The following is a 16402-nucleotide window of genomic DNA, read 5'->3' as shown; positions in this document are numbered from 1 at the left end:
GCAGGGGCGCCGCTCGCAGGAGGGATAATGCAGAGGCCATGCCAACTTTTAAGTCATTGATTTTTAGATGAATCTTTTGCTGACACGGCATCGGTGGTGTCTCCGTTCCATCCACACCTGTCCGCTTTGCGGACAGGTGTGGATGGAACGGGATTGGGGATTCGGGATTGGGGATTGGTCAAAGCGAGTGTCGCCACATGATGTCTGGCGCTTTTACGAATCCCGAATCCCCAATCCCCAATCCCGGCGGCGCGCAAAGCGCGCCGCTACAACCCATACTCGTCGAGCTTGCGGTACAGCAACTGGCGATGGATGCCGAGCCGGCGCGCGGCCTCGGCGCGGTTGCCGTGGGCCTGGGTCAGCGCGGTCTGGATCATCTGCCGTTCCAGTTGCGCGATCGCCTGCGGCAGGGTCAGCGCCTCGGTGTCCAGCGTCGTGGGCGTCTCGGCGGGCTGGGCCAGCAGCTCATCCAGATCGTGCGCCTCCACCACCGGCGTGCGCACCAGCACCTGGCAGCGCTGCATGGCGTTGCGCAGTTCGCGCACGTTGCCCGGCCAGGGATAGGCGCGCAGGCGCGCCTGTGCCGAAGGCGACAGGGTCTGCGGGGCGCTGGCGCCGGCGGCGAGGAAGTGCTGGGCGAGCAGCAGGATGTCGTCGCCGCGCTCGCGCAGCGGCGGCAGTTCGATCGGCACCACGTTGAGCCGGTAGCGCAGGTCGCTGCGGAAGCGCCCGGCGTCCACCGCCTGCAGCAGGTCGCGGTGGGTGGCGGCGATCACCCGCACGTCCACTTTCTGCGCGCCGCGCCCGCCCAGCGGCGACACCTCGCCTTCCTGCAGGAAGCGCAGCAGCTTGGCCTGCATCGGCAAGGGCATGTCGCCGATCTCGTCGAGGAACAGGGTGCCGCCGTCGGCGTCGCGGATCAGGCCGTTGCGGTCGCTCACCGCGCCGGAGAACGCGCCCTTGCGGTAGCCGAACAGTTCGCTCTCCATCAGTTCGGCGGGGATGGCCGCGCAATTGATCGCCACGAACGGTTGCGCGGCGCGGGCGCTGGCGCGGTGCAGCGCGCGCGCCGCCAGTTCCTTGCCGGTGCCGGTCTCGCCGGTGATCAGCACCGGCAGGTCGGAGGCGGCGGCCAGGCCGATGCGCTTGTGCACGGTGCGCATCGCCGCGCTGTGACCGAGCAGCGCGTCGTCCTCCTCCGCCGGCATCGCCGGTGCGGCATCCGGCATGTCGTCGCCGCGGCTTCGCAATGCGCGCTCCACCACCTCGGCGATATCGGCGCGGCCCACCGGCTTGACCAGGTGATCGAAGGCGCCGAGCTTCATCGCCTCGATGGTATTGCCGCTGGACGCATGCGCGGTGAGCATCACCAGCGGCACGCGCATGGCCTGCGCGTCGTCCTGGCGCGCGCGCATCAGCGCGATGCCGTCCATGCCGGGCATGCGGAAATCGACGAAGGCAAGGTCGAGGCCGCCCTCGCGCAGCCGCGCCAGGCCCTCGCGCGGATCGGCCACTGCCACGACGTCGTGGCCGAACGAGCGCAGCGTCGCTTGCAGGGTGCTGAGGAACGCCAGGTCGTCGTCGATGATCAGGATGCGCGCCATGGCAGCTCCAGGCTGAACTCGGTGATGCCGTCGCAGTGCGCGTAGTGCGCCTCGCCGCCATGGGCGCGGGCGATCTCGCGCACCAGCGCCAGGCCCAGGCCGTTGCCGTCGCTGCGGCCGCTGGCGAACGGTTCGAACAGGTGCGCGGCCACCGGCGCCGGCACCGGCTCGCCCTGGTTGCGCACGCGCAACTGCAGCAGATCGTCCTCGGCCTGGGCGGCCAGGATCACCTCGGTGCCGGGCGCGGCGTGCTGCAGGGCGTTGCGCAGCAGGTTGTGCAGGGCGCGCGCGGCCTGCTGCGGATCCAGCATCCACTGCTCCGGTGCCGCCTGCAGGCGCAGCGCGATCGGCGGCGTCTGCCCATCCCAGTCGGCCGGGTCCAGCAGCGCCTGCAGCCACGGTTGCAGCGCCACCGTCTGCCGGTGCAGGCGGATCGGCTGGACCATGCCGAGCAGGCTTTCCACCACGCCGTCCAGGCGCTGGATCTGCGCCAGCATCAACTGCGCCTGGGCATCGTCGGCACCGTGCGCGTGCGCGGCGATCTGGTTCTCCAGCGCCAGGCGCAGGGTCGCGATCGGGTTGCGGATTTCGTGCGCCACGGTCGCGGTCATGCGCCCCAGCGCGGCCAAGCGCTCGTGCCGCGACAGTTCCTCGCCGAGCCGGCGGGTCTCGGCCAGCGCCTGCGCGTTGCGCTGCGCGTAGTCGGTGACCGCGGCGCCGAGCCGGTCCAGTTCCGGCGCGCCGGTCTTGGGGATCTGCGGCACATCGGCCGGCGTCGCCAGGGCCTGCTGGATGCCCTGCAGGCGCTGGCTCCAGCGCCGTACCACCCAGCCCAGCGCCAGCGCCGACACCACCACCAGCGCCAGGATCAGCGCCATCCCCAGCGCCAGCGGCAGGCTGGCCGCGGCGTCGCTGGAAGCCACGCGGCTCATGGCCCAGGCCGCGGCGTTGCGGTCCAGCGGGCAGGCCGCGATCAGCAGGCTCTCGCGTTGCCCGTCGCGGCGGTAGTCGACCGTGTGTTGCGCCTCCACCCCGCGCTGCACGGTGGCGACGATGACGTTGCGCTCGGCCGAGGGCACGTCGGTCTTGTGCTCGGTTCCGTCGTAGGTCGGGTAGGCGTACGCGAGGAAGCCACGCTGGTGGTCCCAGAAGCCGCCTTCCACACCGGCGGCATCGGCCAGCACCAACTGCGACACCACCGCCGCCAGGCCGGTGCCGTCGCTGCCGTGGGCGGCGGCGCTGGCGCCGTTGTAGCGCTGCACCATGCGCGTGCACACCTCGCGCAACCCGGTCTGCGCACGTTCCGCGCGCACGCCCTCGCTGTGCCGGTACAGCCCGACCAGCACCACCGCCATGCCGACGCAGGCGGCGACGATGACGATCCAGATCAACAGCAGTTGCCGCAGCAGCGAACGGGGCATGGCCTACCTTGGGCGCAACGGAAGAGGCGGGGCGAACCGCGGCGATCGTAGCCGGGTCGTCGCGGTCCCGCGACCCGACGTGGCGAACGACCGCCGCGGGCCGCGGTGTGGGCCGCGCTCAGCGCAGGTTGGTCTTGACCAACTCCAGCACCTCGTCGCCGCGTCCGCTCATCACTGCGCGCAGCAGATACAGGCCCATGCCCTTGGCCTGTTCCAGCTTGATCGCCGGCGGGATCGCCAGCTCCTGGCTGGCCACGCGCACGTCCACCAGCGCCGGGCCGGGATGCGCGAACGCTTCGCGCAGCGCCGGTTCCAGTTGCGCCGATTCGTCCACGCGCAGGCCCAGGATGCCCATCGCGTTGCTCATCGCGGCGAAGTCCGGATTGCTCAGGTCGGTGCCGGTGTCCAGGTAGCCGGCCGACTTCATTTCCATCGCGACGAAGCCCAGCGAGCCGTTGTTGTAGACCACCACCTTCACCGGCAGGCCGAGCTGCGCCAGGGTGATGAAATCGCCCATCAGCATGGTGAAACCACCATCGCCGGACAGCGAGATCACCTGCCGGCGCGGGAACTGCGCCTGTGCGCCCAATGCCTGCGGCATCGCATTGGCCATGGAGCCGTGGTTGAACGAGCCGAGCAGGCGGCGCTGCCCGTTCATGGTCAGATAGCGCGCCGCCCACACCGTCGGCGTGCCGACGTCGCAGGTGAAGATGGCATCGGCGTCGGCCAGCGCATCGACCATGCGGGTGACGAACTGCGGATGCAGCGGCTCGCCGGGCGCCGAGGCCACCGCCAGATCGTCGAGCCCTTCGCGCGCCTTGCGGTAGTGAGCCAGCGACTTCTCTAGGAAGCCGCGGTCCTCGCGACGCTGCAGGCGCGGCAGCAGCGCGGCGATGGTCTCGCGCACGTCGGCGGCGATGCCCAGTTGCAGCGGCGTGCGCCGCCCCAGCGCGGCCGGGTCGTTATCGACCTGCACGATGGTGGCGTCCTTGGGATAGAACTGCCGGTACGGGAAATCGGTGCCGAGCATCAGCAGCGTGTCGCAGTTGAGCATGGCCTGGTAGCCGGAACTGAAGCCGATCAGGCCGGTCATGCCAACGTCGAACGGGTTGTCCCACTCCACATGTTCCTTGCCGCGCAGCGCGTGCACGATCGGTGCGCCGAGCGCGTCGGCCAGCGCCACCACCTCGTCGTGCGCGCCGGCGCAGCCGCTGCCGCACAGCAAGGTGGTGGCCTTGCTCGCCTGCAGCAGATCGGCCAGCTTCGCCACGTCGGCCTCGGCCGGCAGGATGCGCGGGGTGGCCAGCGCAGGCCAGGTCGTCGGCGTGCCCTTGGGCATCTCCTGCAGGGCCACGTCGCCGGGAATCACCACTACCGCCACGCCGCGGCGCAGGATCGCCGTGCGCATCGCCCGCTGCAGCACTTCCGGCATCTGCGCCGGGTTGGTCACCAGTTCGACGTAATGGCTGCACTCGCGGAACAGTTCCTGCGGATGCGTCTCCTGGAAATAGCTCAGGCCGATTTCCGAGGACGGGATGTGCGCGGCGATGGCCAGCACCGGCTGATGGCTGCGGTGGCAATCGAACAGGCCGTTGATCAGGTGCAGGTTGCCGGGGCCGCAGCTGCCGGCGCACACCGCCAGCTTGCCGCTGACTGCGGCTTCGGCGCCGGCGGCGAAGGCGGCCACTTCCTCGTGGCGCACGTGCATCCACTCGATGCTGTCCATCTGCCGCAGCGCGTCGGTCAGGCCGTTGAGGCTGTCGCCGGTGACGCCCCAGATCCGCTCCACGCCCGCGCTGTGCAGGGTTTCGGCGAGCAGGCGGGCCATGGTCTGCTTGGACATACGCGCTTATCTCCGGGTGGGGAGCGGCATGGTCGCACCGCGCGCGTTACCGACGCGTGGCGCAGCCAGCACACGCCCGCGCCTGCAGAACGCGTGTTCAGCGCACGGTGCGGCTAGTCTTCGCCGCGTGCAGTGGGAGCTTCGCGCGCCGCATCGCCATCGTCCTCGTGATAGCCGCCGGGCGTGGCCGCCTTGCCGTGTGCGCCGCCGGCATGCTCGCCGGTGGCGCCGTAGGTGCCGGCCTGGCCGAGGTTGGGCTGGCTGCGCCCGCTGCGGTCCTCGCCGTGGTCCTGCGGTGTCCGTGCGTGCGGCGATGGCATGGGCTGCGACGGCACATCGCGGTCGCGACCGCGCGGCACGCCGCTGTCGGACGACACATCGCCTTGCGTGCCGCGGTAGGCAGCCTGGCGGACATCGTGCGTGCCGGTGGGAGGTGCGTTGCGCTGGGCCATGACGACGTCTCCTGCAGAAGCGTGTGAGCGGCTTACGCTAGGCCGGCGTACGTTAGCCGGCATGCAAACTGCGATGAAGGCCGCGCGAGCAACAGCCAGGATGCCGACCGGCGCGACCACGCCGCACGCACGCGACCTGCACGTCTGCGCCACCCGCGCTGACCGACGCTGGCCGTTCCTTCCGCATTGGAGTCCTGCGATGTCCGGTCTACTCTGGAAACTTGCGCTGGCCGGCACGGCCTATGCCGCCATCCGCGCCTATCGCCGCAACGCCCACACCACCGTGGCCGACACGGCCTCGCCCATGCCACCAGCCGAACTGGATGACGGCCGGGCCACGCCGCCGCACGGCGACACTCTGCAGGGCGCCGAGCGTGCCTCGGCGACTGCGGCCCCGAACGATCCGGGCGGCGCCGTGCCGGCCTGATCCCCGCAACGCACAGCGGCGTGTCACGCGCTCACCGCCGACACGCTGCTTCCGCCGTTCGCAGGGACGTGGACGTCAGCTCAACCTTTGGGGCGATCGTGGGTCTCGCGGCCATCGCCGTGGCGAGAATTGCGCGCACGCAGTTCCTCCCCGGCCTTGCGCGCCAGTTCCTCGTATTGCTTGCGGATCTCTTCCAGCCGCTTCTCGTCCAGTTCTTCCAGATCCAGCAGTTCGTTGTTGGCCTTGGCACTGACCCGGATCAGTTCGTCGAGCTTGATCTGTATCGCCGCGGTGTCGGCGTTCTGGGTGTGCTGGATCAGGAACACCATCAGGAAGGTGATGATGGTGGTGCCGGTGTTGATGACCAGTTGCCAGGTGTCGTTGAAGCCGAACACCGGCCCGCTGATGCCCCAGATCAGCACGATCGCCACGGCAATGCAGAACGTCCATGGCGTGCCGGCCGCATAGGACGCCTTCTTGGCGACGACATTGAACAGCTTGGCAGGTTTCATCGCAGGCCCTCGCGCAACGGGAGATGCCTGCAACGCCGTGCCCGGCATGTGCAGGCGCCCAGGATGATCTGAAGCGCGCCGTGAGCGAGACGTGCACACCGCGCCAGTGCCGAGCCAACGAAAAAGGCGGGGTCGCCCCCGCCTTTCTTGCTGTCCCTGGCGCGGCGCTCAGCCGGCCTGTTGCGTCGCCGCCTGCAGCGCGCGCACCGGGCGTGGCCGGCTCGGGAAGGCGTGGCGCAGGATCCTCCACACCACCTGGCCGAACTGCTTGGGCAGCGAACCGGTGTTGTAGTGCTGGCCGTAGCGCGCGCAGATCTCGCGCACCTGCACCGCCAGCGCCGCGTAGCGGTTGGCCGGGATATCCGGGAAGAAATGGTGCTCGATCTGGTGGCTGAGGTTGCCCGACAGCACGTTCAGCAGCTTGCCGCCGGCCAGGTTGGAGGAACCACGCAGTTGCCGCAGGTACCAATGGCCGCGCGACTCGTTCTTGATCGACTCCTTGGGGAAGGTCTCGGCGTCGGCGGTGAAGTGGCCGCAGAAGATGATCACGAAGGTCCAGATGCTGCGCAGCACGTTGGCGGCCAGGTTGCCCAGCAGCACCGGCAGGAAGAACGGGCCGGCCAGCGCCGGAAACAGGATGTAGTCCTTGAAGATCTGCCGGCCCATCTTGCGCCCGACCGGCAGGAACGTCCGCTTCAATTCGCCGCGCTTCATCTTGCCGGCCAGCCAGCGGCCCAGGCGCAGGTCCTGAATCGCCACGCCCCATTCGAACAGCAGCGCGAACACCACCGCGATGAACGGCTGCGCCAGGTAGAACGGGCGCCAGCGCTGCTCGGGGAAGATGCGCAGCAGGCCATAGCCGATGTCGTCGTCCATGCCGCGCACGTTGGTGTAGGTGTGGTGCTTGAAGTTGTGCGTCTTGCGCCAGTTGTCGCCGGTGGCGACGATGTCCCACTCGTAGGTGTTGCCGTTCAGGTGCGCATCGCCCATCCAGTCGTACTGGCCATGCATCACGTTGTGGCCCAGCTCCATGTTCTCCAGGATCTTGGACAGGGTCAGCAGCAGCACGCCGGCGATCCACGCCGGCACCAGCACGCTGTGCACGAACGCGCCGAGGAACAGCAGCGCGCGGCCGGCCACGCCGGTATAGCGCACGGCGGCCACGATGCGACGGATGTAGCGCGCGTCGCGCGCGCCCAGCTCGGTGAGCGTGCGGGCGCGCAGTGCATCGAGTTCGTCGCCGAAGGCCTGCAGTTCGGCCGGAGTCAGTGCGCGGTTGCGGGGAGCCGCCATGAGGAAGTCCTTCAGAGGTCCAGGGTCAGGTCGCTGCTGGCGCTGTTGACGCACAGCTTCAGCGAACCGGGTTCGGCGGCGTGCGCGCCGCTGAGCAGATCACGGGTGATGCCGGCCTGCTTGCCGCAGGCGCAGCTGTTGCAGATGCCCATGCGGCAGCCGTGCTTGGGACGCAGGCCTTCGGCTTCCAGCGCGGTGAGCAGCGACTGGCCGCGCGGCAGCTGCAGCACGCGGCCGCTGCGCGCCAGGGTCACCGCCACGGTGCCCTGTTCGACATCGGCAGGCGCCGGCGGCGGGCTGAACGCCTCGGCCTGGAAGCGCGCCACCTGATGCTGCAGGCGCGCGCGCGCAGCCTGCACGAAGCCGCCCGGGCCACAGGCCAGCACCTGCGCCTGCTCCAGGCCGCCCAGGGCGTCGAGCGGCAGCGTGTCCACGCGCGGCGCCGGCGTTTCGCCCTCGCCGGTGATGGCCAAATGCAGGCGGAAACGCGGATGTGCGGCAGCTAGCGCCTGCAGTTCCTCGCGGAAGCAGACCTGGTCGTGGCGCCGCGCCCAGTACAGCAGGTCGACGTCGGCCGGCATGCCGGCATCGGCCAGTTGCCGCAGCAGCGCACGCATCGGGGTGATGCCGCTGCCGGCGGCCAGCAGCAGCCAGCGGCCGTGCGGCGCGGTCGGCAGCACCATCTCGCCATAGGCCTGGCCGAGCTCGAACACCTCGCCGATGCGCGCCGCGCCGGCCAGGTACTGGCTGACCCGGCCGCCGTCGACGGTCTTGACCGTGATCGCCAGGCGCCCGCCCGGCAACGGCGTGGGGCTGTAGCTGCGCAGCAGCCGGCGGCCGTCGATCTCCACGCCCAGCTCCACGTGCTGGCCGGCACGCAGGCCGCGCCAATGGCGGTTGGGCTGCAGCACCAGGGTCACCGAGTCGCTGCTGGCCGCCTCGCGCTGCACCAGCCGGGCGCGCGGGCGCTGCCAGGTCCACAGCGGATGCAGGCGGGTGGACCAGAAATCGAACACGTCCGGCTTGACCCAGGCGCGCAGGGCGCGGGCGGCAGGGCGGAGTTTGGCGGGACGGCGGGCAGCGTTCATGGGTGTCCACTATACAGGCGCAGAGACAGATGTCTATACACTTGTGCATCCATTGAAGACGCTATCATCCCGCATTGCCTGGCCCGGTCTGCCCATGACGACGCTCTCCCCTCCCCCGTCCGCGGACACGCCGAACGCCCGCAAGGGCGCCATCTCGCGCGAAGACCTGCTGGCCGCCGCACTCAAACTGATCGGGCCGCACCGCAGCGTGTCCACGCTGAGCCTGCGCGAGGTCACCCGCGAGGCCGGCATCGCCCCCAACAGCTTCTACCGCCAGTTCCGCGACATGGACGAACTGGCGGTGGCGCTGATCGACCTGGCCGGCAGCTCGCTGCGCACCATCATCGGCCAGGCGCGGCAGCGCGCCGCCGGCAACCGCCGCAGCATCATCCTCAGTTCCGTGGAGACTTTCATGGAACAGTTGCGCGCCGACGACAAGCTGCTGCACGTCCTGTTACGCGAGGGCACGGTCGGTTCGGACGCGTTCAAGCACGCGGTCGATCGCGAGCTGAACTATTTCGAGGACGAACTGCGCGTGGACCTGATCCGCCTGGCCGCGCTGGAAGGCGCGCCGCTGCACGAGCCCGCGCTGGTGTCCAAGGCGATCACCCGGCTGGTGTTCGCAATGGGCGCCACCGCGATGGACCTGCCGCCGGAGAAGGATCCTGAACTGATCCGGCAGATCACCGCGATGCTGCGCATGATCATCGTCGGCGCGCGCACGCTCGCCGCCGGCTGAGTGCGCAGTGCGGCAGCGCCCGCTGCCGCCGCGCGCTGTCCGGCGCGTGCATGGGCCGGCGTCGTGACATGCCGCGCACATGGCCTTGGCCCCGGCTTTACCGACGCCTGCTCACCCTCGTTGGACACTCCCCCAACGAGGTACGCACATGGCCGTTCCCAATTACCCGTCGCCGCCCTTCAAGGCCCAGCAGCAATCTTTCCCCGGCAAGACCCAGGCCATGGATCCGAAACCGGATCACGGCGAAGACAGCTACGTCGGCCATGGCCTGCTGCAGGGCAAGCGCACCCTGATCACCGGCGGCGACAGCGGCATCGGCGCGGCGGTGGCGATCGCCTATGCGCGCGAAGGTGCCGACGTCGCCATCGCCTATCTGCCCGACGAACAGGACGATGCCGAGCGCATCGCCAAGCTGGTCGAGGCCGCCGGTGTGCGCGTGCTGCTGCATCCGTGCGACATCAGCGACCGCACGCAAGCCCAGACCCTGATCAAGACCGTGGCCGAGGCCTTCGGCGGCATCGACGTGCTGGTCAACAACGCCGCCTACCAGCGCTACTTCCACAGTTTCGACGAGATCACGCTCGACGAGTGGGAGAAGACCTTCGCCACCAACGTGCACGCGCCGTTCCACCTGGTGCGGCTGGCACTGCCGCACATGCCCGAGGGCGGATCGATCATCAACACCGCCTCGGTCAATTCGAAGAAGCCCACGCCCAACATCCTGCCGTACTCGGCCACCAAGGGCGCGCTGGCCAACCTGACCATCGGCCTGGCCGGCCTGCTCGCCGAGAAGAAGATCCGCGTCAATGCGGTGCTGCCGGGCCCGATCTGGACCCCGTTCATCCCCACCGGCATGGACGAGGAATCGGTGCGCACGTTCGGCGAGCAGACCCCGTTCGGCCGCCCCGGGCAACCGGCGGAACTGGCCTCGGCCTATGTGCTGTTGGCCGCGGATACCTCGAGCTACACCTCGGGCACGCTGCTGACGATTTCGGGCGGAGCGGTGACGCTGTAAGGCTGGGAATCGGGAGTGGGGAATCGGGAATGGGAAAAGCGCCGCGGACTGGCGGTGCTGCAGGAGCGGCTTCAGCCGCGAGAGGATTTCCCCTGATGCTGTCGCTGTGATCCTCACGCAAACACACGCATTGCGCCTGCTGCTGTCTCGGTAGCAGGCCACAGTTCCGTTGCACTCTCCCGCGTAGGAGCGGCTTCAGCCGCGACAGGCATTCCCATGAAGGCCTGTCGCGGCTGAAGCCGCTCCTATGAGCGCGCGACCGCGAAAGACACGCAGCACCCGCGCATCACGCGTATCGCCACCGTGTACATCTCCTCACGCCGCATCTCGCATGGCATTCACCCTGCGCTGCAACTGCTCTAACGGCGAGGGGTCTAGGTTGATCGCACAGGGGAAAACACACGGACGCGCGATGCGATGCAGGTGCGTCGCGCACACCATCTGGAGCGATATCCATGACCCGAAGCAACACCGAACGCTTGTTGAAGTGGCTGCAGGACGCCTATGCGATGGAGCAGGAGGCCAACACCATGCTCACCGCTACCGCCGGTCGCCTGGAGCACTACCCGCAGCTGAAGGCGCGCATCGAGCAGCATGTCAACGAAACCCGCGATCAGTCCGAACAGGTCAAGCGCTGCATCGAGATGCTCGATGGCTCGATCCCCACGATCAAGGGCACGGTCGCCAGTGTGATGGCGTCGGTGCACGCCGCCGGCAACTCGATGATGAGCGACGAAGTCGCCAAGAGCCTGGGCGTGAGCTATGCCTTCGAGCACATGGAGATCGCCAGCTACCGCTCCCTGGTCATCGCCGCCAAGGAGGCCGGGCAGACCGAGATCGCCGACATCTGCGCCGCCATCCTCGACCAGGAGATCGCCATGGCCGAATGGCTGATCGAACATCAGGAAGCCACGATCCTGGCGTTCCTGAAGCGCGAGCGCACCGAAGGCGAAACCGCCAAGCACTGAGCGCCGTCGCACACGACACGACGCGCGCGCATTCCCCCACAGCAGCACCACCATCCATCACCGACCGGAGACTCCCAATGGCCGTCAAGACCATCGACGAATTGTTCATCCACGAGCTGTCGGACATCTACAGCGCCGAGAAGCAGCTGACCAAGGCCTTGCCGCGCCTGGCGCGCGCCTCCACCAACCCGGCGCTGCGCGCGGCGTTCGAGGCGCACCTGGAGGAAACCCAGGGCCAGATCGAACGCATCGACCAGATCGTCGAGAAAGGCAACCTGCGCCTGAAGCGGATCAAGTGCGCCGCCATGGAAGGCCTGGTGGAAGAAGGTAAGGAAGTGATCGACTCGATCGAGGCTGGCCCGGTGCGCGATGCCGCGCTGATCGGCGGTGCGCAGAAGGTCGAGCATTACGAGATCGCGTCCTACGGCACGCTCGCCGCCATGGCCAAACAACTGGGCATGGACGATGCGCTGACCCTGCTGCTGGAAACGCTCAATGAAGAGAAGTCCACCGACGAGAAGCTGACCCTGCTCGCCGAACAGGGCGGCAACGAAGAAGCAGCGCGCAAGCGCAAGGCGGCCTGACCGCCCTCGCCGCGGTCCGCTGAAGCGAAATCGGACCGCGGCGTCCCAGACGCCTATCCCCCACGCGCGGCCAGCGGCCGCGCCACTGCGTCGTCGCGACGTTCGGGCGGCACTCCAGGAGATTTTTCATGTTCATGCACAACAAGCGGCTGATGTACACGGTGCGCGTAGCGCAGCCCGACCCGGCGCTGGCCTCGCTGATGCTGGAGCAATTCGGCGGCCCGCAGGGCGAACTGGCTGCGGCCATGCGCTATTTCACCCAGGCCATCGGCGAGGTCGACCCCGGCCGCAAGGATTTGCTGTACGACATCGCCACCGAGGAACTGAGCCACCTGGAAATCATCGGTTCGATCATCGCCATGCTCAACCAGGGGCCGAAGGCGGTGCTGTCCGAAGGCATGGCCGAAGCCGAGGACATGCGCAACCTCACCCGCAACAACAACACCAGCCAGACTCAGCAGATCCTCTATGGCGGCGGTCCGGCCCTGGTCAATTCCAGCGGCGTGCCGTGGAGCGCGGCGTACGTGGACAGCATCGGCGAACCCACCGCCGACCTGCGTTCCAATATCGCCGCCGAAGCGCGCGCCAAGATCGTGTACGAGCGGCTGATCAACGTGACCGACGATCCCGGCATCGTCGATGCGCTGACCTTCCTGATGACACGCGAAGTGGCGCACCAGAAGTCCTTCGAAAAGGCGCTGTATTCCATCGAGCCGAACTTCCCGCCGGGCAAGCTGCCGGGCGATCCGTCCTTCACCGATCGCTACTACGACATGTCGCAGGGCGATGGCGACATGCACGGTCCCTGGAACAGCGGCAGCCAGTGGGAGTCCATTGCCGACCGCAATCGCCAGGTGGCGGTGGATGGCGGCAGCGGCATGCCCAGCGTGGGTCTGAGCGAACTGGAACAGAGCGCGTTGCAGGCGCTGGCGGCGCGTACGCTGTCGCAACCGGACAGCGACCCGACCACGGGCGCCGACCTGGGCGCCGGCCCCGGCGCCGGCTCGACCAAGGGCAGCGTGGCGCGCTAACGCGCCATTGCGGGTCCCCTCGCACGAACGCCGCGATGCGCAAGCATTGCGGCGTTCGTGTGTCTGGGCATGGGCGGTGATCGCCCCTTTCGCGGCACACCCCCGCTCAGTCGCCTGTCTGCCGGTGCGGCGCATGCACCGGCTTGGATTGCGGGGAGTCCTTCTGCCGCAGCCAGATGGTCAGGACCACCAGCGCGAACACGGCCAGGAACTCGCTCTGCCAGTTCTGCATCGATTCGAACCAGAACTGCGCGCCGCTGACGTGTTCCCAGAAGGACGGCGGCGGCCGATGCTGCATCGCCTGTTCGGCCACCTCGTGGCGCCAGCTGCCCAGCGCATGCAGGACGAAGCTGAGCAGGAACAGGGCGCCGAAGGCCAGCGCCAGCGAGCGCTCGTACAGCGCCAGCCAGATGCCGCCGGCGCGCACCGGCCACGGCACCGGGCCGGGCGCGACGGCGTCGTCTTCCTCGCCGGGCGCCAGAGGCCGCGACTCGGCCGAGCCCCATTGGCGCAGCTTCACCGTCAGCACCACGTACATGCCCATCTGCAGGAACTCGCTCTCCCAGTTCTCGAACAGCGCGCCGATGAAATGCCCGCTGTGCAGGTACTCCCACATCGGCAAGACCGCCAGCCCCTGCTGGCGCAATTCCTCGTTATAGGCCTGGTGGCCACTGAGCGCCTGGCCGGCCATGAACAGCAGGCTCAGCGCCAGCAATACGATCGACAGGCTATTGCGTTTCCAGAACATGCAATCGGCTCTCCTCCACGCGCCGCGATGCCGGCGCGCCGTCGCTGCGACCATAGGCAGCGACGGGCAAAGAGTGGATGAAGAAGCTAGCGGACGCGCCTCTCCTGCCAGGCGGTGCCATCACTTGTAGGAGCGGCTTCAGCCGCGGCCAGGATTCCTGGGCACGCCCCGGTCGCGGCTGAAGCCGCTCCTACGACAATGTCATCGCGCGTTCGCCAGCATCCCGGAATGCAATGTGGGAGCGACGTCGGTCGCGACGAAGCCTTCCCTGAAAAGCCCGTCGCGACCGCAGCCGCTCCCGCAAAGACCAGACGAACACGGCGTGGCGGCGGATGCCACCACGCCGCACTGGCTCAGAACTCTTCCCACTCCGCGCTGTCCGCCGGCACGCCCTGGATCGGGCGTGGCTTGGTCGCCGGCTGCCGCACGGGGGTCACCGGCTTGGGCTTGGAGGCGGCAACGGCGGCACGCACCGGCGGCCTGGCCGGCTGCGGCTTCGTCACTCGGGCCGGTGCCGCGCTGACGGCGGCGCCGCCGGCGAGGCGGAACACCGCCACCGCCCGCGCCAGTTCCGCCGCCTGGTCTTCCATGCTCTTGGCCGCCGCGCTGGCTTCTTCCACCAGTGCCGCGTTCTGCTGGGTGCCCTCGTCCAGCTGCATCACCGTCTTGCTGACCTGGTCGATGCCCGCGCTCTGCTCGGCGCTGGCCGCGGAAATCTCGGCCATGATGTCGGTGACCCGCTTCACCGAGGCGACCACCTCGGTCATGGTGGTGCCGGCGCGGTTGACCAGGGTCGAGCCCTGTTCCACTTCCTGCACCGAATCGGAGATCAGGGTCTTGATCTCCTTGGCCGCGGCTGCCGAACGCTGCGCCAGCGAGCGCACTTCCGAGGCCACGACCGCGAAGCCGCGGCCCTGTTCGCCGGCGCGTGCCGCTTCCACCGCGGCGTTGAGCGCCAGGATATTGGTCTGGAACGCGATGCCGTCGATCACGCCGATGATGTCGGCGATACGCGCCGACGCAGCGCTGATCGAGGCCATGGTCGCCACCACTTCCTCGACCGCGCGACCGCCGTTCTCGGCCACTTCGCCGGTGCTCAGCACCAGCTGATTGGCCTGGCGGGCACTGTCGGCGTTCTGCTTGACCGTGGAGGTCAGCTCCTCCATCGAGGCGGCGGTCTCTTCCAGGCTGGCCGCCTGCTGTTCGGTGCGCACCGACAGGTCGCTGTTGCCACTGGCGATCTCGCTGGCGGCGGTGTTGATCGAGCCGACCGCGCGCTGGATGCCCTGCACGATGCCGGTCAGTTGCTCGGCGGTGCGGTTGGCGGCGTCGGCGAGGGTGCCGAACGCGCCTTCGTAGCGCACGTCCACGCGCTGCGACAGGTCACCATCGGCGATCGCGCCCATGATCCGGCCGACGTCGGCCAGGCCGCTGTCGGCCTGACGCATCAGCCGGTTCAGCGCCTCCACCATTTCCTTGAACGCGAACTCGTAGCGCGCCTCGTCGCCGCGGGCGCTGAAGTCACCGCGCGCGGCCGCATCGGCCAGGCGCGCGATGTCGCCGTTGACCGCCGACAGGTTCGCCTTGACCACGTCCAGCGCCTCGTGCAGCGCGGCGCGCTGCCCCGGCAGCCGGCGCATGTCGCGGCGCAAGTCGCCGCGGCCGTACTCGTCCATGATCGCCATCGCCTCGACGATGGCGTCCAGGTGTTCGAACAGCGCCGTGTTCATGCCGTGCGCCAGCGTGCCGTAGTCGCCCGGGAAGTCTTCCGGCATGCGATGGCTGATGTCCTCGCCCTGCTGCAGCCGCACCAGGGTCTGCATCTCCCCGTTGAAGCGCTGCAGCTGGGTCTGCATCTGTTGCATGCTGGTCATCAACTGCCCGGTCTCGTCGCGCGACTCCACCTTGATCGGATTGTCGAAGCGACCGGAGGCAATCGCCTCGGCGGTCCGCGTGGCGCCGCGCAGCGGCGCGACGATGGCGCCGGCGATCAGCCAGCACAGGCCCACCACCAGCGCCACCAGTGCCGCGCCGATGACGGTGAGGATCCTGGTGAAGCCCATCGCCTCGGCCTGGATGTCTTCGGCGTACACTCCCATCGCCAGCACCCAGTTCCATTGCGGGTACAGCGCGGCGTAGCTGATCTTCGGCAGTTGCTCTTTCTTGCCGGGCTTGGGCGCGGTGTAGTAGCTGAAGCCGTCGCCGCTGCGCACCGCGGTCTGGATATCGCGATAGACGTACTCGCCGGCGTCGCTCTTGTAGCCGCTCATGTCGGTGCCGACCGCGCGCTTGGGATGCATGACGATGCGCATCTGCGGGTCGACGATGAAGAAGTAGTCCACGCCGCGGTTGGTCTTCATGTCGGCGAGCGCACCCTTGGCCGCCGCCTGCGCCTGCGCCTGCGTCATCTCACCGCGCTTGGCCAGGTCGGCGTAGTGCTGCATCACGCTCAGGCCCATGTCGACCTGCGTCTTCACGGTCTGCTTGCGCGCGTCGATCAAATCGAGATATTGCAGGCGTGCCGCGGCAACGGCCAACAGGATCACGCCGAGCGCGATCAACGTGCACAGCACGACGAACTTGCGTGCCATGGGCAGGTTGGCGATATGGCGACGAAGGAACTGGATGGGATTCATGGTGTCAGGAAAAACCCTAAAAACGGACTCTTGTATCGGCC

15 protein-coding genes are annotated in these 16402 nt (G+C 68.5%); 6 read left to right on the top strand and 9 right to left on the bottom strand.

From position 1 onward, the window contains the following. Nucleotides 1-266 precede the first annotated feature (266 nt). The 4 genes from AC1PK7_RS03695 to AC1PK7_RS03680 form a co-directional block, all read right to left on the bottom strand. Nucleotides 267-1604, bottom strand: a complete 1338-nt coding sequence (locus tag AC1PK7_RS03695) for a sigma-54-dependent transcriptional regulator (RefSeq protein WP_481099921.1) — start codon at nucleotides 1602-1604, stop codon at nucleotides 267-269. After that, entirely contained in the window at nucleotides 1589-3025 is a 1437-nt protein-coding gene (locus AC1PK7_RS03690; RefSeq protein ID WP_481099920.1) for a sensor histidine kinase, read from the bottom strand. Before AC1PK7_RS03690 ends, AC1PK7_RS03695 begins: the two co-directional genes overlap by 16 nt. Before the next feature lie 118 nt (nucleotides 3026-3143). After that, a complete protein-coding gene (gene poxB, locus AC1PK7_RS03685; protein WP_481100833.1) occupies nucleotides 3144-4853 on the bottom strand; it encodes a ubiquinone-dependent pyruvate dehydrogenase in 1710 nt (569 codons plus the stop codon). A gap of 128 nt (nucleotides 4854-4981) precedes the next feature. After that, on the bottom strand, nucleotides 4982-5320 hold the full coding sequence (locus AC1PK7_RS03680) for a hypothetical protein (protein WP_481099919.1): 339 nt from the start codon (nucleotides 5318-5320) through the stop codon (nucleotides 4982-4984). A 199-nt stretch (nucleotides 5321-5519) separates the two neighbouring features. Between AC1PK7_RS03680 and AC1PK7_RS03675 the strand changes: the two genes are divergently transcribed. Further along, nucleotides 5520-5747, top strand: coding sequence for a hypothetical protein (locus tag AC1PK7_RS03675; RefSeq protein WP_481099918.1), 228 nt, complete (start codon nucleotides 5520-5522; stop codon nucleotides 5745-5747). An 80-nt stretch (nucleotides 5748-5827) separates the two neighbouring features. Here AC1PK7_RS03675 and AC1PK7_RS03670 read toward each other — a convergent pair whose 3' ends face one another. From AC1PK7_RS03670 to AC1PK7_RS03660, 3 genes are all read right to left on the bottom strand, one after another. Continuing rightward, the gene (locus AC1PK7_RS03670; protein ID WP_481099917.1) at nucleotides 5828-6259 is read right to left on the bottom strand and encodes a low affinity iron permease family protein; all 432 of its coding nucleotides are present in this window, start codon (nucleotides 6257-6259) and stop codon (nucleotides 5828-5830) included. 168 nt (nucleotides 6260-6427) lie between these two features. After that, entirely contained in the window at nucleotides 6428-7552 is a 1125-nt protein-coding gene (locus AC1PK7_RS03665) for a fatty acid desaturase family protein (RefSeq protein WP_481099916.1), read from the bottom strand. Between the two features lie 11 nt (nucleotides 7553-7563). After that, complete coding sequence (locus AC1PK7_RS03660; RefSeq protein WP_420008946.1) at nucleotides 7564-8640, bottom strand: ferredoxin reductase; 1077 nt, start codon at nucleotides 8638-8640, stop codon at nucleotides 7564-7566. 94 nt (nucleotides 8641-8734) lie between these two features. On the opposite strand from AC1PK7_RS03660, the gene fabR reads away from it, so the two are divergent. The 5 genes from fabR (at nucleotide 8735) to AC1PK7_RS03635 (ending at nucleotide 12977) form a co-directional block, all read left to right on the top strand. Continuing rightward, nucleotides 8735-9379: an HTH-type transcriptional repressor FabR gene (fabR, locus tag AC1PK7_RS03655; protein WP_017912841.1), complete on the top strand. Its 645-nt coding sequence runs from the start codon at nucleotides 8735-8737 to the stop codon at nucleotides 9377-9379. Nucleotides 9380-9527: 148 nt separating this feature from the next. Beyond that, complete coding sequence (locus tag AC1PK7_RS03650) at nucleotides 9528-10394, top strand: SDR family oxidoreductase (RefSeq protein ID WP_481099915.1); 867 nt, start codon at nucleotides 9528-9530, stop codon at nucleotides 10392-10394. 455 nt (nucleotides 10395-10849) lie between these two features. Next, the gene (locus tag AC1PK7_RS03645; protein ID WP_019795903.1) at nucleotides 10850-11362 is read left to right on the top strand and encodes a ferritin-like domain-containing protein; all 513 of its coding nucleotides are present in this window, start codon (nucleotides 10850-10852) and stop codon (nucleotides 11360-11362) included. 77 nt (nucleotides 11363-11439) lie between these two features. Next, nucleotides 11440-11946, top strand: a complete 507-nt coding sequence (locus AC1PK7_RS03640) for a YciE/YciF ferroxidase family protein (protein WP_481099914.1) — start codon at nucleotides 11440-11442, stop codon at nucleotides 11944-11946. A 128-nt stretch (nucleotides 11947-12074) separates the two neighbouring features. Further along, nucleotides 12075-12977 carry a manganese catalase family protein gene (locus tag AC1PK7_RS03635; protein ID WP_371183874.1) on the top strand — a complete coding sequence of 301 codons (903 nt, stop codon included), beginning with the start codon at nucleotides 12075-12077 and terminating at the stop codon, nucleotides 12975-12977. Nucleotides 12978-13083: 106 nt separating this feature from the next. On the opposite strand, the gene AC1PK7_RS03630 is transcribed toward AC1PK7_RS03635, so the two are convergent. Next, nucleotides 13084-13725, bottom strand: a complete 642-nt coding sequence (locus AC1PK7_RS03630; RefSeq protein ID WP_420008941.1) for a DUF6766 family protein — start codon at nucleotides 13723-13725, stop codon at nucleotides 13084-13086. 353 nt (nucleotides 13726-14078) lie between these two features. Next, nucleotides 14079-16361 carry a methyl-accepting chemotaxis protein gene (locus tag AC1PK7_RS03625; protein WP_481099913.1) on the bottom strand — a complete coding sequence of 761 codons (2283 nt, stop codon included), beginning with the start codon at nucleotides 16359-16361 and terminating at the stop codon, nucleotides 14079-14081. Nucleotides 16362-16402: the final 41 nt, after the last annotated feature.

It is taken from the genome of Xanthomonas sp. NCPPB 3174, from assembly GCF_056725205.1.
Note: the sequence above shows the minus strand (reverse complement) of the source record. Positions and strands in the feature narration are given on the sequence as shown.

What these genes read in the sequence shown, in the direction of transcription:
- AC1PK7_RS03695 (WP_481099921.1), bottom strand. Translation starts at nt 1,604, where the DNA reads ATGGCGCGCATCCTGATCATCGACGACGACCTGGCGTTCCTCAGCACC.
- AC1PK7_RS03690 (WP_481099920.1), bottom strand. Translation starts at nt 3,025, where the DNA reads ATGCCCCGTTCGCTGCTGCGGCAACTGCTGTTGATCTGGATCGTCATC.
- poxB (WP_481100833.1), bottom strand. Translation starts at nt 4,853, where the DNA reads ATGGCCCGCCTGCTCGCCGAAACCCTGCACAGCGCGGGCGTGGAGCGG.
- AC1PK7_RS03680 (WP_481099919.1), bottom strand. Translation starts at nt 5,320, where the DNA reads ATGGCCCAGCGCAACGCACCTCCCACCGGCACGCACGATGTCCGCCAG.
- AC1PK7_RS03675 (WP_481099918.1), top strand. Translation starts at nt 5,520, where the DNA reads ATGTCCGGTCTACTCTGGAAACTTGCGCTGGCCGGCACGGCCTATGCC.
- AC1PK7_RS03670 (WP_481099917.1), bottom strand. Translation starts at nt 6,259, where the DNA reads ATGAAACCTGCCAAGCTGTTCAATGTCGTCGCCAAGAAGGCGTCCTAT.
- AC1PK7_RS03665 (WP_481099916.1), bottom strand. Translation starts at nt 7,552, where the DNA reads ATGGCGGCTCCCCGCAACCGCGCACTGACTCCGGCCGAACTGCAGGCC.
- AC1PK7_RS03660 (WP_420008946.1), bottom strand. Translation starts at nt 8,640, where the DNA reads ATGAACGCTGCCCGCCGTCCCGCCAAACTCCGCCCTGCCGCCCGCGCC.
- fabR (WP_017912841.1), top strand. Translation starts at nt 8,735, where the DNA reads ATGACGACGCTCTCCCCTCCCCCGTCCGCGGACACGCCGAACGCCCGC.
- AC1PK7_RS03650 (WP_481099915.1), top strand. Translation starts at nt 9,528, where the DNA reads ATGGCCGTTCCCAATTACCCGTCGCCGCCCTTCAAGGCCCAGCAGCAA.
- AC1PK7_RS03645 (WP_019795903.1), top strand. Translation starts at nt 10,850, where the DNA reads ATGACCCGAAGCAACACCGAACGCTTGTTGAAGTGGCTGCAGGACGCC.
- AC1PK7_RS03640 (WP_481099914.1), top strand. Translation starts at nt 11,440, where the DNA reads ATGGCCGTCAAGACCATCGACGAATTGTTCATCCACGAGCTGTCGGAC.
- AC1PK7_RS03635 (WP_371183874.1), top strand. Translation starts at nt 12,075, where the DNA reads ATGTTCATGCACAACAAGCGGCTGATGTACACGGTGCGCGTAGCGCAG.
- AC1PK7_RS03630 (WP_420008941.1), bottom strand. Translation starts at nt 13,725, where the DNA reads ATGTTCTGGAAACGCAATAGCCTGTCGATCGTATTGCTGGCGCTGAGC.
- AC1PK7_RS03625 (WP_481099913.1), bottom strand. Translation starts at nt 16,361, where the DNA reads ATGAATCCCATCCAGTTCCTTCGTCGCCATATCGCCAACCTGCCCATG.